Origin of the sequence: Rhizobium sp. Root1204 (assembly GCF_001424965.1) — a bacterium.
Classification (GTDB): Bacteria; Pseudomonadota; Alphaproteobacteria; order Rhizobiales; family Rhizobiaceae; genus Pararhizobium.
Map to the genome: position 1 here is coordinate 84,236 of NZ_LMCZ01000003.1, position 17,522 is coordinate 101,757.

Genomic DNA, 17,522 nt, shown 5'->3' on the forward strand with positions numbered 1-17,522 from the left:
CTTTACCGGAACCGCCGAATTCTTACGTTTAAGTGCCAAACGACATGAAGCGCACATAGCGTTCCAGCGCCATCAATACATCTCAATGCTATCAAGTGATTGTATTGTATACTAAAACCACGAAAAAAAACGGCTGACAAGCCTACGGGGGCGCTGCCCCTTGGATGTTCCCTTACGGGAAGCCCATCCTCCACCGATCATCAACCCGCGCGTTGAGATCTCTCTCCGTTTGCCTTGAGCAGCGCCATCAGCATAGGTCCCAGCGAAAACCCTCCAAGCTCCGCGCGCTTCGTAAGATCGCGCAGATATCCGCCGGCCGAATTTATGAAGCTCGATCTCTCAAGAATGCACGCCATTGCCACCGCCGCGTTTTCCGCCGTCATGGCAACGCACGCTTCCTCGTAGGCCGACGGACTGACCCCGAGCATTGATCGAACCACGACTGCAGCGGACATCAGGTCGCGCCAGCACGCAACCGTCCCGCCAGGGCCGTACATCGCAATATCCGGGCATGCCTTCAGCACCATCCCAAGCGGGAAGGCTTTTATCGGCTCACGCAGAACCCGGATGGCTTGGCTCGATTTCGCCCCCTGCTCTTTTTCAGAGCGCGGTTCAGATTCATAGATGGATTCGGTATTTGAATTCTGTATGTGGCGTTCATTTTGGACAGCATTGCCATCCGTTTTTTCAGAATTTACCTGCATTTCCAGCAGGTTGATGATTTCTTCGCGTAACATCTCCATTTCCTCGGCAACCGGCTCCATATCAGCGGCTGTGGGGCTCTTCGGAACCCTCGCCATGAGGCCGATGTAATGCTCTTCGATCATGCCCCAATCACCGGCAGCTCCCTCCTCAACGGCCGCGGAGATGAGCTTGCGAACGTCGCGCAGGCAGATCGACAGCCGTTCTTTGGTCAGTCGGAGGGCTTTACGGTCGGCAGCGACTTGCTGAGCCATGTGGGCGAGTTCTTCAGACCTTGCGAGCATTGGAGCCAGGCTGAAGCCAAACGCGTCCTTGATGGAGCCTGAGCCATCCTTGTGCGCATAGCGCTTCCCGTTCGGACTGTCCTTGCGGATAATCAGACCGGCATCGACAAGTGCCGCCAGGTGACGGCGAAGCGTTGTGCCGGTTATACCGTGTGCCCGCACCGTCAACTGATTGTTCGACGGGAATACGATCAGTCCACGCTCATCGGACAATTGCTGCTCCGGATAGAACGACAACAGGGCGTTCAATACCGATAGCGCCCTATCTGTCAGGCCGAGAACGATCCGTGCCTCACACGCGTCGCGAAACACTTTCCATTTATCGACCGACTTGCCGGGCTTTATGTCTGCTGTGGCCAGCTGACCTTTCACCAGGGCAAGCGTCATCGGCCGCCGCCCAAAGGGCGTCGTCACACTTCCAACCTGCATTTTCTTTCACCTTCTAAAAGGCAACAGAAATCAGCTCACCAAAAACAGTGCCAAAGACTCTTGACTGTGATTCGGGGAAATGCGATTCTCGATCTTGCTAAGGATAACGAGAGAGGCTTCCACGGTTTACCGTTTGGGGGCCTTTTTCTTTTGCGGTTTAATCTCCATTATGTTCGGGTTTTGACCGTCTGTACTCCTCGTACAGTCGATCCATTCGGCCGGAAAGCCAATCGCTGAAGGGCTTCGCTTCGAGATTCGAAAGCTCTATCGCAACCTTCTTAGACTTGGCGTTCATGACCAAATTCAATGAACTATCACTCGACGTCCATTCCTTCGCGGACTGCACGCTCTTAGGCTTCTTTGCCGCCGATTTCAGTTTGTACCGCTTCAGATATTCGTGGAGATCGTCGAACCGTTTGTCGCCCGCGAGTTCGATAAACTCGGCGGTTCCTGCATAGTCCGTTGCGACCCTCAGAAGGGCAGGGGCGAGCAGCAGTTGGCGCAAGCTCAACCATTTATCACGGCCGATCTTCTTGCATGCGCCGAGCACCGTTATGACTGGCGAAGGAACGATCTCGACAACACCAAGCATCTTCGAAAGCATGGCCTCATCAATCGCGAGCGATGACTTGATCGCATCCTTCGTCAGTCCCGATGCAAGGAGGTTCTGTGCGAAATATGCGCGTTCTATGAATGACAGATTCGAGCGGGCGGAGTTTTCCTGCCCTTGCGCGATGGCAGAGGTGACGTCGTCCAACTTCTTGACGACGGCCTTGACCGGTATTTCAAGCTCCCGAGCGACCCGCAGACGTCGATGGCCAAAAACGACCATATAGCGCTTGTCGTCCACTGAACTCGGTCGAACCAGAATTGGCGTGGTTTGCCCGGACGCTTTGATCGCCTCCTTGAGTTCTTGGAACTCTTCGCCATCCTCGGAAAGGCGGTCGGCAACAAAGGAAACGTCAATCAACCGCGGATCCAGATCCACGATCACCTCGCCTTTCATCAGCTTCTTGCTGTTCTCGGCCAGATCCTCGATGGACCGAACGACTGTCTTCGCCGCACCTGTCATGCCGTAGCCGGGCTTCGTTGGCGTCTGGTTGGCCGAGATGGAAGCCATGTCTAATTTCGCAAATGGATTTTCACGGGACATAACCGACCTCCAGCTTTCCCCTCAACCTCGATAAGCCATTGGCTCGTCTCATCAAAACGGGCATTAAAACGGCTGACAAGTTCATAGTTTCCGCCCCCATGAGCCGTGTATAAGTTCCATGATTTCGCCGTTGGCTGCATTCAGGCTTTCCATGGCACGGTCGTAGGTGGAACGAACGAAATCGCCTCGCTCGACCTCATACAAGGTCTGCTTCTTTATCGAAGCATCGGAAATTGCAGTCGACTTCAGGACGTGATTTCGCAGCATTTGCTGGGCAAACATGGATTGCATGAACCCGACCATCTGCGCTTGCGGGATGTCGGTCGGCTCGAAGCGCGTAACAAGATAGCGGAACCATTCGACACGCATCTCGGCGCCAGCCTCTGCGACCGGGCCCATGATTCCACCCAACATCATCAGGAACTGGCTCATCGACATGATGTCTAGCATCTGGGGATGGATAGTGATCAGAATGCCTGTGGAGGCCATAAGCGCCGTGATCGTCAGGTATCCCAGCTGTGGCGGGCAATCGATCACGACCACGTCGTATCTGTCATCCACCTGCTTCAGCGCATTGAAAATGCGCATGTAGAACAACCGACCATCCTCTCCCTTCTTTGAGGAGATTGCCAGGGGTACGTCATACTCGTATTCCTGCAGAACCAGATTTGCAGGAACTACATCAAGGCCAGGAATGTTGGTTGGCTGGATAACGTCCGTTATAAATTTCCGCTCATCATCAAAACGAAGCGCCTCGTACAATGACGCAGTATCATCGAGTTCTGGCTGAATTCCGAACAGGGAAGTCAGCGAAGCCTGGGGATCGAGGTCGACCGCAAGTACGCGATGGCCGGTGAGGGCGAGATATTGCGCAAGGTGCGCTGCTGTCGTAGTCTTTCCGCTTCCGCCCTTGAAATTCACTACAGATACGACCTGCATCGGCTCGGCTTCACGACGCCGAGGCACGTAGTACCTCTTGTCGGATTTTTTGTTGGCCTCAAGATAGTCTCGAAGCTCCAACATCTGGTCAGCCGTATAATAGCGCCGTCCACTGACCGATTCTATTTCGGGTCCCTTGCCCTCCGAATGAATTTGTCGAAGATGGCTTTGGGTGACGCCGATGAAGTCAGCCACTTCTCCCAGTTGGAATTTGCGCAATCCTTTGCGAGCATCGGGGGGATATTGCTGGCTGCGCAGCATATGCAACGCATTTGAGATCTTCGCCCCTTGCTGGGCAATCTCGATATCAAATCGGTTGGGCTGCGAATGGCTCATTTTGCAAACTATTCCTCGGGAGGCTAAACTTTCGAAAAAATGGCCCCATAGCCATAATTTTCGCAACTATCTCCCGATTCTCAAATCGCCGCAAGAGATTTAAGGTTAACAAAGGGTTAACCGGAAATCGACAGATTGCACGTTTACAAATTCTTTTTGTTGCGTTTTCATGTATTTAGCAACTGGCATGGCCTGTCGCGTTCACGGTCTGTTTTACTGTGAATCCTACAAATGCGCCCGCTTATGTGGGCGCACAGGGCCGCCCTCAATCACTCTTTGTCGCTTGGCCTGCTCAACTCACGTTGAGTGCGACTTGTAGGATTCTACAACTGCCGCCCGATTCCAATCTGTGTTGATTTCCTCGCCGTCCAACAACGACGGAGAAAATCATGCAGGTTCTCGCTTTCTCAACGCCCCGGACGATCCAAGAAGCGCATCTCCTTCACATCCACTACCAGCTTCGAGCGCGGGTGTTTTCCGATCGCCTGGGTTGGGAAGTCGATGTAACGGCCGGGTGTGAGTCAGATAGCTTTGACGCACTTCGGCCGACCTATGTTCTCGCGATCGCAGAGACCGGCCAACTGGCGGGATGCGCGAGGCTCCTTCCTACGCTTGGGCCGACAATGGTGGCGGACGTTTTCTCGTCGCTTCTTCCCGGCGGTCGACTCAACGGTCATGCCGCGATGATCGAGAGTTCCCGCTTCTGCGTCGACACTACGCTCGCGGAGGGGAGGGGGAACGGCTCGGTCCACGAGGCGACGCTGACTATGCTTGCGGGGATCATCGAATGGTCCATGGCGAATGGCTACACCGAGATTGTCACGGTGACCGATCTTCGGTTCGAGCGCATCCTCGCTCGCGTCGGATGGCCGCTGCAGCGTTTGGGCGAACCCAAGAAGATTGGCGTGACGATCGCCGTCGCCGGCACCCTCCCAGCCGATCGCGACACGTTCCTAAGGCTCCGCCCCGCCAACTTCCGTTCTGAACTCACCCCTGTCAGCCAGGCAGCGTAAGGAGAAATCCGTGAACCAGCTTCGATCTCACCCCCGACTTGTCCGCAAACTTCAGGAGGCACTCGGCGATCAGCTTTGTGTTGCCCTGGACGACGCGAATGTCGTCGAGATTATGCTCAATCCGGACGGAAAGCTGTTCATCGAACGCCTGGGTCACGGCGTTGCGCCTGCCGGCGAGATGTCGTCTGCTGCCGCGGAGATGGTGATCGGAACTGTGGCGCATGCGCTTCAATCCGAAGTGGACACGGAGCAGCCGATCATCTCCGGCGAGCTGCCGATCGGCGGTCACCGCTTCGAGGGTCTTTTGCCTCCCGTCGTCGCCAAGCCTGCCTTCACCATTCGGCGTCGGGCATCACGCCTCATTCCGCTTGAGGACTATGTCCGCACTGGCGTGATGACGGACTACCAGGCCTCCACGATCCGCAGCGCCATTTCCGCGAGGCTCAACATAGTCATTTCCGGGGGAACAGGCTCGGGCAAGACGACGCTTGCGAATGCCGTTATCAACGAGATCGTCAAATCGACGCCGGAGGACCGCCTCGTCATTCTTGAGGATACCGCGGAAATCCAATGCGCGGCCGAAAACGCCGTTCTCCTCCATACCAGCGATACGATCGATATGGCGCGGCTCTTAAAGAGCACCATGCGGCTGCGTCCCGACCGGATCGTCGTTGGCGAAGTCCGCGACGGTGCGGCCTTGACCTTGCTCAAGGCCTGGAACACCGGCCACCCGGGCGGCGTGGCGACCATTCACTCCAACACTGCCATGTCGGCGCTACGCCGTCTTGAGCAGCTCACGGCCGAGGCAAGTCAGCAGCCGATGCACGAGGTCATCGGAGAGGCCGTCGACCTGGTCATCTCGATCGAGCGGACGCCGCGCGGCCGGCTTGTTCGCGACATCATCCAAGTCGAGCGATTCATCAACGGACAGTACGAGATCGAATCCGATCAGCTCACCGAAGAACAGGAGGCGCGCCATGTCGCGTAAGCATGCACTCATCGCAGCCGCGCTCGTGGCGACGCCCATCATTCTTGCCTCGGTCGCGCCGGCGCTCGCCAGTTCCGGCGGAAGCCTCCCATGGGAAGGGCCACTGCAGCAGATTCAGGAGTCGATAACCGGCCCGGTCGCGGGTGCGATCGCGCTTGCAGCCGTGGCCATCGCCGGCGGAATGCTCATCTTCGGCGGTGAACTCAACGATTTCGCGCGTCGACTTGTGTATGTCGTTCTTGTCGCCGGCATCCTGCTCGGCGCCACCAACATTGTCGGCCTGTTCGGTGCGACCGGCGCTTCGATCGGGCTATCCGACGAGCAGGTCATCTCAATTGGTTCGAACGAAGGAGGGGAGGGCGATCATGGCTGAGTCCCTGTCCGGCCTGCGGCGCAACCGCATCCATCGCGCGCTCTCCCGCCCGAACCTACTCATGGGCGCCGACCGGGAGCTGGTGCTGATCACCGGTCTTGCAGCGGTGATCCTGATCTTCGTCGTGCTTACGGCCTATTCGGCGCTTTTCGGCGTCGCTGTCTGGGTCGTGATCGTCGGGCTGCTCAGGATGATGGCGAAGGCCGATCCGCACATGCGGCAGGTCTATATCAGGCACATTTCCTACAAGCCCTATTACAAGGCGACCACTTCGCCGTGGCGGCGGTACTGAGGAGGCGGCCATGGTAGCTCTCAAACGCTTCCGGGTGACCGGCCCATCCTTTGCCGATCTCGTTCCCTATGCCGGCCTTGTCGACAATGGTGTCCTCCTCTTAAAGGACGGAAGTCTGATGGCCGGCTGGTATTTCGCTGGCCCGGACTCCGAAAGCGCGACCGACCTCGAGCGCAACGAGCTGTCGAGGCAGATCAATGCCGTTCTGTCGCGGCTCGGAAGCGGGTGGATGATCCAGGTCGAGGCCATCCGCATTCCGACGGTCGACTATCCCACAGAAGACCGTTGCCATTTCCCGGACCCGGTGACCCGCGCGATCGATGCCGAGCGTCGGGCGCATTTCGCGCGCGAGCAGGGGCATTTCGAGAGCAAGCATGCGCTGATCCTGACCTACCGGCCCCTCGAGTCCAAAAAGACCGCTCTCAGCAAATACATCTATTCGGATGAGGAAAGCCGGAAAAAATCCTACGCGGACACGGTGCTCTTCGTGTTCAAGAACGCGGTGCGAGAGCTTGAGCAGTATTTTGCCAACACTCTTTCGATCCGGCGAATGGAAACCCGCGAAACGGTCGAAAGGGGAGGGGAGCGAATTGCCCGATACGACGAGCTGCTGCAGTTCGCGCGGTTCTGCACCACCGGGGAAAGCCATCCGATCAGGCTTCCTGATGTTCCCATGTATCTTGACTGGATCGCGACGGCCGAGCTTGAGCACGGACTGACGCCAAAGGTCGAAAACCGTTTCCTCGGCGTCGTTGCGATCGACGGTCTGCCGGCCGAGAGCTGGCCCGGTATTCTCAACAGCCTAGACCTGATGCCGCTGACCTATCGATGGTCATCGCGCTTCATTTTCCTTGATGCCGAGGAGGCCCGGCAAAAGCTCGAACGCACACGCAAGAAATGGCAGCAGAAGGTCCGGCCGTTCTTCGACCAGATATTCCAGACACAAAGTCGATCCGTCGACCAGGACGCGATGACCATGGTGGTCGAGACGGAGGATGCCATCGCACAGGCCTCGTCGCAGCTGGTTGCCTATGGCTATTACACACCGGTCGTCGTGCTGTTCGACAGCGATCGAGAAGCACTGCAGGAAAAGGCCGAAGCGATCCGGCGGCTGATCCAGGCGGAAGGTTTCGGTGCGCGGATCGAAACGTTGAACGCCACCGACGCCTATCTCGGTAGCCTGCCGGGAAACTGGTATTGCAACATCCGTGAGCCGCTGATCAACACCAGCAATCTCGCCGACTTGATCCCGCTGAACTCGGTCTGGTCCGGAAACCCGGTTGCGCCATGCCCCTTTTACCCACCGAATTCCCCGCCCTTGATGCAGGTTGCGAGCGGATCGACAGCGTTCCATCTGAACCTGCACGTCGATGATGTCGGCCACACACTGATTTTCGGTCCAACCGGCTCAGGCAAGTCGACGCTTCTGGCCCTGATCGCCGCGCAGTTTCGCCGGTACGAAAATGCACAGATCTTCGCCTTTGACAAAGGCAGTTCACTTCTCCCCCTGACGCTCGCAGCCGGCGGCGCTCATTATGAGATCGGCGGCGACAATGCGGAAGAGGGGAGGGCATTGGCCTTCTGCCCACTCTCCGAACTCAAAAGTGATGCCGACCGGGCTTGGGCGACGGAATGGATCGAGATGCTGGTCGGTCTGCAGGGCGTCACCATCACCCCCGATCATCGTAACGCAATCTCTCGGCAGGTCGGACTGATGGCGAGTGCATCAGGTCGCTCGCTCTCGGATTTCGTCAGCGGCGTGCAGCTGCGCGAGATCAAGGATGCGTTGCACCACTACACCGTCGATGGCCCGATGGGCCAGCTCCTCGATGCGGAAGAAGACGGCCTCACGCTCGGAGCCTTCCAGACTTTCGAGATCGAGCAACTGATGAATATGGGCGAGCGCAATCTCGTGCCGGTGCTGACCTACCTGTTCCGCCGGATCGAGAAGCGCCTGGATGGGTCGCCGAGCCTGATCGTGCTCGACGAGGCCTGGCTGATGCTCGGCCACCCTGTGTTCCGTAACAAGATTCGCGAGTGGCTCAAGGTGTTGCGCAAGGCGAATTGCGCAGTCGTTCTCGCGACCCAATCGATCTCCGATGCCGAACGGTCGGGCATTATTGACGTGCTGAAGGAATCCTGCCCCACCAAGATTTGCCTTCCGAATGGCGCCGCCCGGGAGTCGGGAACGCGCGAATTCTACGAGCGCATCGGCTTCAACGAGCGGCAGATCGAGATCGTCGCTACCGCCATGCCGAAGCGCGAATACTACGTCGCCACGCCAGAAGGCCGGCGGCTCTTCAACATGTCGCTTGGGCCTGTCGCGCTGAGCTTTGTCGGCGCGTCGGGCAAAGAGGACCTCAAACGCATCCGCACACTGAAATCCGAACATGACCACGACTGGCCGATCCACTGGCTTGAAACGAGAGGAGTTCACGATGCCGCATCGCTATGTAAATAGATGGCTCACCAGCTTGGCGGCCGCCGCTCTCACGATCGGAGCCGTAGGCGCAGTTCAAGCCGGCACGGCGACCGGCGCAGCGACGGAATGGACGCAGCTCGCCAACAATGCGCAGCTCGTGGACCTCATGAAAAGCTCCGGCATCCAGGTCGACAATCAGCTGACCCAGATCAGCCAGCTTGCAGAGCAGATTCAGAACCAGCTGATGATCTACGAGAACATGCTGCAAAACACCGCGCAGCTTCCTGACCACGTCTGGGGGCAGGTTGAAAGCGATCTCAACCAGTTGCGCAGTATCGTCGACCAGGGACAGGGCATCGCCTTTTCGATGGGAAATGCGGACGACGTTCTTCAGCAACGCTTTCAGAGCTATGCCGATCTCAAGACGAATTTGCCGGACAACGCAACGTTCTCCTCGACCTATCAGTCCTGGTCGAACACCAACCGTGACACCATCGCCAGCTCGCTGAAGGCGGCGAGCCTCACCGCCGATCAGTTCGATAGCGAGGAAGATACGATGTCCTCGCTGCGGTCGATGTCCGAGACGGCTGACGGGCAGGTGAAGGCTTTGCAGGTCGGGCACGAGATCGCCGCTCAGCAAGTCGCGCAAATGCAAAAGCTTCGCGGTCTCGCCTCCCAACAGATGACGATGATGGGAACCTGGCTGCAGACGGAACAGACCGACAAGGACCTGGCGCAGGCGCGCCGGGAAAAGTTCTTCAACGCCGAGGTCAAGAGCGTTCCGGACGGCCAGAAAATGGAGCCGCGCTGGTGAGCCGCCCAGTCCTGATTGCCTTGGTACTGGCTGTCGCCGCTGCATCGTCTGCAGCGACAATACTGATCGTCAATTTCCGAAATACAGGCAAACCTGTGCTCTCCGAGGAGCAGCGCGCCGTCCGGGAAAAATTCTTCGGCTCCAGCAAAGAGCTGCCGCTAATCAAGGATGGTCAGGACATGCGCCCGAAATGGTGAAACCAACTGTTGCACGTTCATTCCTGACTACAGGTCTCTTTGTCCTCGCCTATGCCGTTCCCGCATTCGCGCGGGAGGGACAGGTCCTCACGGAGCTGGAAAACCAGGTCTCGTCCGCCGCGAAGGGCTGGGAAACCACCATCATGGAGGCGGCGAAATCCCTCTTCTGGATTCTCGCAACGATCGAGATCGGCATTGCGGCCGTCTGGCTGGCGATCCAGTCGGCCTCGCTGGACAGCTGGTTCGCCGAACTGGTGCGGCGGATCATGTTCATCGGGTTCTTCGCATTCGTTCTGACCCAAGGCCCGACCTTTGCGCGAGCGGTGGTCGACAGCCTTTTCCAGATTGGCGCCGGCGGTGGTTCAGCGTCTCCCGCTGAAGTGTTCGATGCCGGCATCCGCGTCGCCTCCCAAATGTCGCAACAGGCACAGTTCGGGGTGTTCGAAGACAATGCGCTCGCCATTGCCGCCGTTCTCGCCATGGGCATCGTTGTCATCTCCTTTTCCCTGGTTGCAGCTATTTTCGTGTCGGTCATGGTCGAAATGTATGTCGGCTTGCTTGCCGGCATGATCATGCTCGGACTCGGCGGCTCATCCTTCACAAAAGACTTTGCTGTTCGCTACCTCGTCTACGCCTTCGGCGTCGGCATGAAACTCATGGCCTTGGTGATGATCGCCAAGATCGGATCGAACGTCCTGCTTGGCCTGGCCCAAGCTCCGACGGCCTCATCGGATCAGTTCGTCACGACCTTGGCCATCGCCGGTATCTCCGTCGTCGTCTTCATCATCGCCATGTATGTCCCGAACATCATCCAGGGCGTTGTCCAGGGCGCATCGGTCTCTGGTGGCATGGAGGCAATCCGGCACGGCGGGCAAGCGGCGTCCTTCGCCGCCGGTGCTGGTTTCCTCGCCACCGGCGCTGCCGGTGCGGGCTTCGCGGCTGCGCAGGCGGCCCGCGCCGCAGGCTCCTCGGTCGCAGGTGCCGCACTTCGCGGCATGGGTGCGAGCTTCAGTTCCGGCGCGCTAGCAGCTGGATCCGCCGCGAAGGAAAAGGCAATCGGCTCTCCGGGCGCTTATGCCGGGTCCATTCTCGGACTAGCTAATGCCAAGCTCGATCAACAGCGCGGCGGTCATAGCGGACCGAAGCCTCCTCCCGAACGCAACGACAAACCGTAATCGAGACAAGGGAAGAATAAATGGCAGCGAACCGCGCCCCGGAAAACCCGTATCTTGCCGCCCGCCAGGAATGGAGCGAACGCTACGGCTCCTATGTGAAGGCCGCAGCAGCATGGCGCATTGTTGGTGTGCTCGGCCTGGTCATGGCCGTCATCGGCTTCAGCTACGCGATGTATCTGAGCACGCAGGTGAGGCTGGTGCCTTACATCGTCGAGGTCGACAAGCTCGGAACGGCAGTCACGGCAGGCTTTCCGGAGCAGATCGAGTATGCCGATGTCCGCGTGGTGCGCGCCACACTCGGTAACTTCGTCACGAGCTTTCGCTCGATCACTCCGGATGCGGTGGTGCAAAAGCAATATATTGACCGCACCTACGCCCTTCTTCGCACGTCCGATCCGTCGACGGAGAAGGTCAACGCCTGGTTCCGAGGCAATTCTCCGTTCGAGAAGGCGAAGTCTTCGACAGTTGCCATCGAGGTCAACAACATCGTGGCGCTTTCGAACCAGACCTATCAGATCGACTGGACGGAATACGAGCGGGATCGCAAGGGCAAGGAGATCGGCACGCGGCGGTTCCGCGGCATCGCAACGGTGACACTCACCGCGCCACAGGATGAGGCGACGATCCGCCTCAATCCGATCGGCCTCTACGTCCGGGATTTCGACTGGACGGCACAGCTTTAAGGGCAGGGATTCTTTCAATGAAAAAAACGAGATTGATCGCAGCCGCCGGCTGCATAGCCGGACTCTTGCTTGCGGCGGGCGCGCAGGCGCAAAGCATGACGAACAACGAGGTGAAGGGAACAAATCTTTCCAGGAAGTGGCGCGGCGCGCCGGGACTGGTCACGACGGGACCGGACGGAAAGGTGATCTTCCTGTTCGGCGAAACACAACCTTCCGTCGTCTGCTCTCCTTTACAGGTCTGCGATATCGAACTTCAGGGTGGCGAGATCGTTCGCGACGTCCTCGTCGGCGACACCGTGCGCTGGAAGGTAGAGCCGGCCACCTCGGGGGCCACAGGTGGACAGGCGATCCATCTCATCGTCAAACCATCTGAGCCAGGCCTTCTCACCTCGATGGTCGTCACCACGTCACGTCGAACCTATCACATCCAGCTCAAATCCCATCCCAGCCAGTACATGGCGCGCATTGGCTTCGAATATCCAGAAGACGTTTCCACCAAGCTCGCCGACATCAACGCCCGTCTCGAAACGGGCGGCATTCCGGGCACCGCACCGGACAAGCTGAACTTCTCCTACTCGGTGAGCGGGAGCGCGCCCTGGAAACCGAAGCGGGTCTATTCTGACGGGGTGAAGACCTACATCCAGCTCCCGAAGTCGATCTCCGGTCAGGATGCACCTGTGCTTTTCGTCGTCTCCGGCGGTCAAAATCGCATCGTCAATTACCGGATGAAGAACGACATGATGACCGTCGATTATGCGATCGACAGGGCGATCCTCGTTTCCGGTGTCGGTTGGCGGCAGCAGAAGATCACCATCCGGCGGGGAGGCTGAACCATGCGGAAGCTATTCGCATTCTTCATCGCGGTCGCGCTGCTCTCCGGTTGCCAAACGGCGGACGACGCGTTGACCACCAGTTCCACGCCTGTGGCCGTCACCGGACCGGCTGCAAGCGCCATCGCCGGTGACATGGCAAGTCGTCTGGCTGAACAGATCGGCTCGGCCGGTGCTACGACCACGATCAAAATGGAGACGAACACATCGGAGTTCGCATCCGCCCTCGAGGCGGCCCTGAAGGGTTGGGGCTACACAGTCGTCACGGACGGCAAAGTCGCCAAAGACGTCAAGCCGGTCGAGCTTGCCTATGCAATCGAGGGCTTCGACGGACAGGTGCTGGTGCAGGTCTCGACGCCTTCCATCGCTCTTGGCCGCGCTTACACGCCGACGGCGGCGGGCGCGACGCCGGCCAGTCCCCTTTCGATCATGCAGCGCAACTGACGGAGATTAACATGGTCCAGTCGCTCCAGCTTGGCACGTCGAGCCAAGCCGACGATCAGCAGGGCATGCGGCGGCTCAACCGCCTGCCGATTATCGTCGCCATCATTATCATCGTGCTGTTCGTCGGCATGGTCGTGATTGGTCTGTCGTTGCGCGGGCTTTCCTTCAATCGTGGCGACATCGAGAGTAATTCCAACAGCCCTGCGACCAGTTTCGGCGACCAGCTTAAACGGGGTGTCACCGACGGCATTATCGGTGAGCCAGAAAAGCGGGAGGTGTTTCAGCCGACGCCCGTCGTCGCGGAGATAGAGGAAAAGCATGAACCGGTCGTCGAGCGCCAACCAACAGATCGACAAGATCGCCGACAAAGGCTCGAATCCGAAGAGGAGTGGAAGGCTCGCCTGAAGCGAGAGCAGGATGAGCAATATATGCGCGAGGCACAACGCCAGCGGATGGCGCGTCTCCAGGCTCGTTCCACGGCGCTCGATTCGCCGCTAAAGGTAGACATTTCCGATGTCGAGAAGGCTGCAAACTCCACCAATGACACCGGCCGCCAGCCGACAAATATCGCAGCAAACAGCGCTTCAGACCTTTATGCCGCCGCCATGAAATCCGACCTGATGGGACAGAACGTCGATCAGAACGGGCAGACGTCGAAAGAGGATTTCTTCAATCAGGACATCAAAGATCTCGGCTACCTGCCAAACCAGGTCGTGCCACAGATGTCACCCAATGAATTGAAGCGAGGTTCGGTCATCCCGGCGACACTGATCACCGGCCTCAATTCCGACCTGCCAGGCCGCATTACCGCTCAGGTCAGCCAGAGTGTCTACGACAGTGCGACCGGCTATCGCCTTCTCATTCCGCAAGGCGCAAAGCTGTTCGGCCGCTACGATTCCAAGGTCTCTTTCGGCCAGGAACGCGTTCTCGTCGTCTGGACAGACCTCATATTTCCGAATGGGTCTACCCTGCAGATCGGTGGCATGGCCGGAACGGACGCCGAAGGATATGGGGGCTTCCAGGACAAGGTCGACCGCCATCTCTGGAGGACCTTCGGTTCTGCAGCACTGGTGGCGATCATCGGGACTGGGATCGATATGTCGATGCCCGAAAGTTCGACGCTCGCGATGCAGGATACCGCCTCGGATGCAGCACGACGGAATTTTGCAGAGTCATTCGGCCGGGTAGCGGAAGAGACGATCTCGAAGAATCTGAACGTTCAGCCGACGATTCGCATCCGACCGGGCTACAAGTTCAACGTCCTGGTCGACCAGGACATTATTTTTCCGTCTACCTATGGCGGCCGGTAACCGGCTCAGGAATCTTTTCGCTATTTCGATATGCGCGACAGGGTCGTCCCGCGCGGCGAAACCGGGCTTCGCTAAAATCTTTCCTCAAATTATCATATTTTAGATCGTGGGGGCTTGAATACTCGGTAGAGGTGAGTAGACCTATCAGTTGCAACGACCGTGGATACGCTTCGCGTAGAAGGCAACTTCGTTTTCATCGGAAACGAATGGGGACAGAGAATTCGCAACGGCGCAACGGGTGGGAGGCTCGCGGTGGCGCAATAGGAGAAAAGTCAGTGGACGGTGACCTTCGCTCTCTCATCGATATGACAGAAGCCGCGCACGATGAACGTATGATCAAGAGCGCTCTGAAGACATTTGCGCACGCATGTGGCTTCGAGCGTTTTGCTTATCTGCAGACTGAGGGATTGGAAATCCGCACATTCAACTCCTATCCGGAGGAATGGCAGGGCGTCTATCTCGAAAGCCAGTATTCCCGCATCGACCCGGTCGTCACGGAAGCCAAGCGTCGCATGGAAATGTTTTCCTGGACGGCCGACGATTGGCCCGCTCGTGGAACCTCCGAACTCAGGCGCTTTCGGGACCAGGCGATCGATCACGGCATTCGCAGTGGGGTGACGATACCCGTCGAAGGAAGTTTCGGCTCCACGATGATGCTGACATTTGCATCCTCAGCGAAGACGGCTGATGTTTCAAAACTGCTGGTTGCGCAAAAAGCGATCCGGGCGGTTCTGGCAATCCATTACCGCCTGAAGATCATCGCTGCGACCACTATTGTCGCCCCGAAACGGTTGCTTTCACCAAGAGAAGCCATGTGCCTCATGTGGGCGGCAAAGGGCAAAAGCGCCCCGGAAACCGCAATGTTGACGGGGATCAACCCGAGGACGGTGCAGCACTATCTCGATAAAGCGCGCGAAAAGCTTGACGCGGCGACCGTTCCGCAACTTGTAGCGATCGCCAAAGACCACGGTCTGGTATAAGCGTCAGTCTTCGCCATCCAGGGGAACATCAGGCACAAAGCCAAGCGCATCGATGATTTCCGAAAGTTCTTCCTGCTGGGCTTCGGATTTTTTCTGACGCGCGGCATACTCATCCTGCAGGCTTTTGAGTACGGCGGCGGAAACCGACGGATCGGCGCTCGCGCGAGTCCATTCCTCATAGACAGCCTCATCGGCGGCAATAAGATGGCGGTGCTCACGGATTGCAGCAACCGCCAGCACCTCTAGTTCTGCCTCCTGCATAGAACTGTAGCGAGATGAGCCCACATCGTTCATCCGCTTCTCCCTAACTTCATTCTCCGCTGCCCGGACCTAAGTCTGCGGCCCTTAGTATATTGGTTGGGCGCCACCGCAATATCCACTGACCGTCATCCCTCGAATATTTCTCGACTAGGAGCGACTGGGATCCTGTGCAAATTCATCTCGCGCCTCCCCGTACCGACGTCGAAGAGGTGTACGGACTTGAACGAGACTGCCTTGCTCATTTGCTTAAAAGATACGACCCTCGCTTGAGTTGTCGAGAATACTCCGTGGTAGCATACTCATCAAGTCGCTGTTCTCTCCATCATGGAGATTCGAGAGGTATTTGCGCGAAATTTGCGAGCTGCACGGCAGGCTAAAGGCTTGTCCCAGGAGGAGCTCGCGCATCGCGCGGATATCGATCGCACCTATATCAGTTCGCTAGAGCGTAGCGTTTACAATGCAAGCATCGATGTCGTTGACCGTTTGGCGACTGTCTTGGGCATCGAAGCCTGTGAGTTGCTGAAGCGGCCCCCGGAAGGGCCACAGATGCCAATCGCCGAGCTTGACGATTAAGAGACGTTGTCTCGCGGACTGCCGGATTCATGCCCGGCCAGCAATGACGAGAATTCATTTGTGCCAACCACATTGCGAATTACCCGCGCATCATATATATTCTTTTGAAGGAGAATAATTATGGCTGCAGCACTTCGCGAATACACACCCACTGAGGCGGCTGCCGTGAGTGAGATCGGCATTAAGTCGGTACACAACGCGATCGACAAACGCATTATTGGAAGACCCTCTACCAGCCACCGAAGCCGTGCGATCACCGACGATGATCTGCTGCGCCTGAAGCTCTGGTTCGGCGTCGGTTCGATCCTCTCCGCCGAGCGCCGGAAGCGCCTCTTTGCTGCCATCGACGAAAATCCTGAAGCTGACACGGTCAGAGCAGACGACTATCTTATCGTCGACGTCGCGAGAGCGAGGGAGCACTTGGCCGCTCGTGGCGAAGCGCTCAGGGAAGCGGACAAGATCATCCACAGCGTGAAAGGCGTGGTTGGAGGCGAGCCGGTCTTCAAAGGCACTCGCGTTCCAGTCCGAACAGTCGCCGCGATGAAATTGCAAGGCGCTGCCACGGAAGAGATCGTCGAGGGCTATCCGGCTCTCACTGCGCGGATGGTGAACCTTGCCGAAATCTGGGTAGCCGCTCATCCTGCCCGTGGACGGCCACGAAAGTTGTCGGAGCAGGGACTGAAAGTGAAGTCGGTGAAGCGCTTGCCTCTCGGAAAGGCCGGTACCGAAAAGCCCTCGGGCACGGCTTCGTGAAGTTTCTCATCGATGAGTGCCTGCACACATCGCTCGTGGCCGTGGCTCAAGAGCACCGCCACGATTGCTTTCACGTCAATTGGCTGGGCTTGAGCGGCGAGACCGATTGGGATCTGATGCCTCGGATCATCGCGGAAGATTTTACCTTCGTGACGAACAATGCCCGTGACTTCAGGAAACTCCATGCGCGGGAGGATCTGCACGCTGGCCTGGTGATCATCGTGCCACAGGTCCTGCCGGTGCAGCAACGGGAATTGTTCACGCTCGTTCTGGAGGAACTCGCCGGTTCTCCGGATTTGGTGAACGAAGTGATCGAGATCGCCATCGAAGTGGGCGAGGCACTGCTGACGCGCTATGCACTGCCAGAGTGAAGATCAATTCCGCCGATGCGGGACAGATTGATCAGAATCCCCGCGTGCCCGCTGCCTCCAACGCCCCTCTTCCTCGGTGAGACGTATGCCTTCGCTGCGGCATGCGCAGACCGCATCCTTGAAGACCTATAGTAGCGCGTTGACCCTCTCAGACTGAACTTTCGTGAGGGCACGATGTTTTCGTACTGGCTGGCCTCCGC

General features: G+C 58.0%; 20 protein-coding genes. 16 read left to right on the top strand and 4 right to left on the bottom strand.

Features of this window, described 5'->3' with window-relative positions:
- Positions 1–200: 200 nt before the first annotated feature.
- The 3 genes from repC to repA form a co-directional block, all read right to left on the bottom strand.
- Positions 201–1,415, bottom strand: a complete 1,215-nt coding sequence (gene repC / locus ASC96_RS04900) for a plasmid replication protein RepC (RefSeq protein WP_060501938.1) — start codon at positions 1,413–1,415, stop codon at positions 201–203.
- Positions 1,416–1,572: 157 nt separating this feature from the next.
- The gene (gene repB / locus ASC96_RS04905) at positions 1,573–2,568 is read right to left on the bottom strand and encodes a plasmid partitioning protein RepB (protein ID WP_060501939.1); all 996 of its coding nucleotides are present in this window, start codon (positions 2,566–2,568) and stop codon (positions 1,573–1,575) included.
- Between the two features lie 81 nt (positions 2,569–2,649).
- On the bottom strand, positions 2,650–3,843 hold the full coding sequence (repA, locus tag ASC96_RS04910; protein WP_060501940.1) for a plasmid partitioning protein RepA: 1,194 nt from the start codon (positions 3,841–3,843) through the stop codon (positions 2,650–2,652).
- A 389-nt stretch (positions 3,844–4,232) separates the two neighbouring features.
- On the opposite strand from repA, the gene ASC96_RS04915 reads away from it, so the two are divergent.
- The 13 genes from ASC96_RS04915 to ASC96_RS04975 all read left to right on the top strand — a co-directional run bounded on the left by ASC96_RS04915 (position 4,233) and on the right by ASC96_RS04975 (position 15,364).
- Positions 4,233–4,856 carry an acyl-homoserine-lactone synthase gene (locus tag ASC96_RS04915; protein ID WP_060501941.1) on the top strand — a complete coding sequence of 208 codons (624 nt, stop codon included), beginning with the start codon at positions 4,233–4,235 and terminating at the stop codon, positions 4,854–4,856.
- 10 nt (positions 4,857–4,866) lie between these two features.
- Positions 4,867–5,844 carry a P-type conjugative transfer ATPase TrbB gene (gene trbB, locus ASC96_RS04920; RefSeq protein ID WP_060501942.1) on the top strand — a complete coding sequence of 326 codons (978 nt, stop codon included), beginning with the start codon at positions 4,867–4,869 and terminating at the stop codon, positions 5,842–5,844.
- Positions 5,834–6,217: a TrbC/VirB2 family protein gene (locus ASC96_RS04925; RefSeq protein WP_060501943.1), complete on the top strand. Its 384-nt coding sequence runs from the start codon at positions 5,834–5,836 to the stop codon at positions 6,215–6,217. Before trbB ends, ASC96_RS04925 begins: the two co-directional genes overlap by 11 nt.
- Positions 6,210–6,509, top strand: coding sequence for a conjugal transfer protein TrbD (locus ASC96_RS04930; RefSeq protein WP_034521145.1), 300 nt, complete (start codon positions 6,210–6,212; stop codon positions 6,507–6,509). The genes ASC96_RS04925 and ASC96_RS04930 overlap by 8 nt, the downstream gene beginning before the upstream one ends.
- A gap of 10 nt (positions 6,510–6,519) precedes the next feature.
- Entirely contained in the window at positions 6,520–8,970 is a 2,451-nt protein-coding gene (locus tag ASC96_RS04935; RefSeq protein WP_060501944.1) for a conjugal transfer protein TrbE, read from the top strand.
- Complete coding sequence (gene trbJ / locus ASC96_RS04940; protein WP_060501945.1) at positions 8,948–9,745, top strand: P-type conjugative transfer protein TrbJ; 798 nt, start codon at positions 8,948–8,950, stop codon at positions 9,743–9,745. The genes ASC96_RS04935 and trbJ overlap by 23 nt, the downstream gene beginning before the upstream one ends.
- On the top strand, positions 9,742–9,942 hold the full coding sequence (gene trbK, locus ASC96_RS04945) for an entry exclusion protein TrbK (RefSeq protein ID WP_060501946.1): 201 nt from the start codon (positions 9,742–9,744) through the stop codon (positions 9,940–9,942). Before trbJ ends, trbK begins: the two co-directional genes overlap by 4 nt.
- The gene (trbL, locus tag ASC96_RS04950) at positions 9,936–11,117 is read left to right on the top strand and encodes a P-type conjugative transfer protein TrbL (protein WP_060501947.1); all 1,182 of its coding nucleotides are present in this window, start codon (positions 9,936–9,938) and stop codon (positions 11,115–11,117) included. The genes trbK and trbL overlap by 7 nt, the downstream gene beginning before the upstream one ends.
- Positions 11,118–11,137: 20 nt before the next feature.
- On the top strand, positions 11,138–11,800 hold the full coding sequence (locus ASC96_RS04955) for a conjugal transfer protein TrbF (RefSeq protein ID WP_027668115.1): 663 nt from the start codon (positions 11,138–11,140) through the stop codon (positions 11,798–11,800).
- Between the two features lie 17 nt (positions 11,801–11,817).
- Positions 11,818–12,630, top strand: a complete 813-nt coding sequence (trbG, locus tag ASC96_RS04960; RefSeq protein ID WP_060501948.1) for a P-type conjugative transfer protein TrbG — start codon at positions 11,818–11,820, stop codon at positions 12,628–12,630.
- A gap of 3 nt (positions 12,631–12,633) precedes the next feature.
- Positions 12,634–13,074 (top strand): conjugal transfer protein TrbH, encoded by a 441-nt coding sequence (trbH, locus tag ASC96_RS04965; protein WP_060501949.1) that lies wholly within the window; start codon positions 12,634–12,636, stop codon positions 13,072–13,074.
- Between the two features lie 11 nt (positions 13,075–13,085).
- Positions 13,086–14,384 (top strand): IncP-type conjugal transfer protein TrbI, encoded by a 1,299-nt coding sequence (trbI, locus tag ASC96_RS04970; RefSeq protein ID WP_060501950.1) that lies wholly within the window; start codon positions 13,086–13,088, stop codon positions 14,382–14,384.
- A 275-nt stretch (positions 14,385–14,659) separates the two neighbouring features.
- Complete coding sequence (locus ASC96_RS04975) at positions 14,660–15,364, top strand: autoinducer binding domain-containing protein (protein WP_060501951.1); 705 nt, start codon at positions 14,660–14,662, stop codon at positions 15,362–15,364.
- A 3-nt stretch (positions 15,365–15,367) separates the two neighbouring features.
- Here ASC96_RS04975 and ASC96_RS04980 read toward each other — a convergent pair whose 3' ends face one another.
- Positions 15,368–15,658 (bottom strand): transcriptional repressor TraM, encoded by a 291-nt coding sequence (locus ASC96_RS04980; protein WP_060501952.1) that lies wholly within the window; start codon positions 15,656–15,658, stop codon positions 15,368–15,370.
- 291 nt (positions 15,659–15,949) lie between these two features.
- On the opposite strand from ASC96_RS04980, the gene ASC96_RS04985 reads away from it, so the two are divergent.
- From ASC96_RS04985 to ASC96_RS04995, 3 genes are all read left to right on the top strand, one after another.
- Positions 15,950–16,198 (top strand): helix-turn-helix transcriptional regulator, encoded by a 249-nt coding sequence (locus tag ASC96_RS04985; RefSeq protein ID WP_060501953.1) that lies wholly within the window; start codon positions 15,950–15,952, stop codon positions 16,196–16,198.
- A gap of 120 nt (positions 16,199–16,318) precedes the next feature.
- Positions 16,319–16,951 (top strand): DUF433 domain-containing protein, encoded by a 633-nt coding sequence (locus tag ASC96_RS04990; protein WP_060501954.1) that lies wholly within the window; start codon positions 16,319–16,321, stop codon positions 16,949–16,951.
- The gene (locus tag ASC96_RS04995) at positions 16,948–17,322 is read left to right on the top strand and encodes a DUF5615 family PIN-like protein (RefSeq protein ID WP_060501955.1); all 375 of its coding nucleotides are present in this window, start codon (positions 16,948–16,950) and stop codon (positions 17,320–17,322) included. The genes ASC96_RS04990 and ASC96_RS04995 overlap by 4 nt, the downstream gene beginning before the upstream one ends.
- Positions 17,323–17,522: the final 200 nt, after the last annotated feature.

Coding starts and splice junctions, on each gene's coding strand:
- repC (WP_060501938.1), bottom strand. CDS start 1,415: ATGCAGGTTGGAAGTGTGACGACGCCCTTTGGGCGGCGGCCGATGACG.
- repB (WP_060501939.1), bottom strand. CDS start 2,568: ATGTCCCGTGAAAATCCATTTGCGAAATTAGACATGGCTTCCATCTCG.
- repA (WP_060501940.1), bottom strand. CDS start 3,843: ATGAGCCATTCGCAGCCCAACCGATTTGATATCGAGATTGCCCAGCAA.
- ASC96_RS04915 (WP_060501941.1), top strand. CDS start 4,233: ATGCAGGTTCTCGCTTTCTCAACGCCCCGGACGATCCAAGAAGCGCAT.
- ASC96_RS04925 (WP_060501943.1), top strand. CDS start 5,834: ATGTCGCGTAAGCATGCACTCATCGCAGCCGCGCTCGTGGCGACGCCC.
- ASC96_RS04930 (WP_034521145.1), top strand. CDS start 6,210: ATGGCTGAGTCCCTGTCCGGCCTGCGGCGCAACCGCATCCATCGCGCG.
- ASC96_RS04935 (WP_060501944.1), top strand. CDS start 6,520: ATGGTAGCTCTCAAACGCTTCCGGGTGACCGGCCCATCCTTTGCCGAT.
- trbJ (WP_060501945.1), top strand. CDS start 8,948: ATGCCGCATCGCTATGTAAATAGATGGCTCACCAGCTTGGCGGCCGCC.
- trbL (WP_060501947.1), top strand. CDS start 9,936: ATGGTGAAACCAACTGTTGCACGTTCATTCCTGACTACAGGTCTCTTT.
- ASC96_RS04955 (WP_027668115.1), top strand. CDS start 11,138: ATGGCAGCGAACCGCGCCCCGGAAAACCCGTATCTTGCCGCCCGCCAG.
- trbG (WP_060501948.1), top strand. CDS start 11,818: ATGAAAAAAACGAGATTGATCGCAGCCGCCGGCTGCATAGCCGGACTC.
- trbH (WP_060501949.1), top strand. CDS start 12,634: ATGCGGAAGCTATTCGCATTCTTCATCGCGGTCGCGCTGCTCTCCGGT.
- trbI (WP_060501950.1), top strand. CDS start 13,086: ATGGTCCAGTCGCTCCAGCTTGGCACGTCGAGCCAAGCCGACGATCAG.
- ASC96_RS04980 (WP_060501952.1), bottom strand. CDS start 15,658: ATGAACGATGTGGGCTCATCTCGCTACAGTTCTATGCAGGAGGCAGAA.
- ASC96_RS04985 (WP_060501953.1), top strand. CDS start 15,950: ATGGAGATTCGAGAGGTATTTGCGCGAAATTTGCGAGCTGCACGGCAG.
- ASC96_RS04990 (WP_060501954.1), top strand. CDS start 16,319: ATGGCTGCAGCACTTCGCGAATACACACCCACTGAGGCGGCTGCCGTG.